The 804-nt window shown below is 38.9% G+C and carries 1 protein-coding gene; it reads left to right on the top strand.

Annotated elements, in window-relative coordinates; genetic code table 11:
• Positions 1-375: 375 nt before the first annotated feature.
• Positions 376-804 (top strand): Clp protease N-terminal domain-containing protein (locus ACS8FD_RS19120; protein WP_439277022.1); only part of this gene is annotated, 429 nt, incomplete at its 3' end.

Here is an 804-nt window from a genome sequence, read left to right as displayed (position 1 = left end):
AATGTTAAGTTAATACAGAAAGAGCCCAGCGCATTGGTTAAATCAACGCTTTGGGCTTTTTTGTGTTAACAGCCTCTAGAGCCGTAGATTTTATAATTTCTTCTTACCATATTCTTCTCTTGAAATAGCTATACAACACACCAATTGATAGCCTATAAGTAATATCATTACTACTGGCAAGGTTTAAAACAAAGCCATTGTAGTTGGTATATGTGAGCACTATTACCAATAAGTCATTATCTGGTGTTGACACTAAATATATTTAGTTGAAATACAATCCGATATCCCGCATATACATAGCAGACAAACAGAAGGGCCATATTATAAGCCCATTATAAAAACTGTTAAAAATATGAATTATAAAAGGATAATACTATGAGATTTGAGAAGTTTACGCAAAAGCTGCAAGCCGCCATTCAAGAGGCGCAAAGCCTAGCGTTAGGACGTGATAATACTGGTATCGATCCAGTGCATTTGCTTGCCGTACTGCTGCAGGATGAGTCCAATTTGTCTATCTGTCAGCAGGCAGGTGCCTCTATTCCTGCACTAAAAAATGGTGTAGCAAAAGCGTTAGACAATCAAGCCAAAATTAGCGAGCCGACAGGAGATGTCAATCTAAATCCAAACTCGGTCAAAATTCTAAATCTTGCAGATCGTCAAGCGCAAAAAGCGGGTGATGATTTTATTGCTACTGAATGGGTCATATTGGCACTGGCTGAACAGGGCGAGACCAAAAAGATATTTGAGAGTGCAGGGGTGACTGCTGATAAGTTAAAAGTAGTTATCGAGCAGTTACGTGGCAAC

Source organism: Psychrobacter sp. 1U2, from assembly GCF_051847575.1.
The sequence above is the reverse complement of the archived record's forward strand: the minus strand, read 5'-3'. Positions and strand labels throughout refer to the sequence as shown.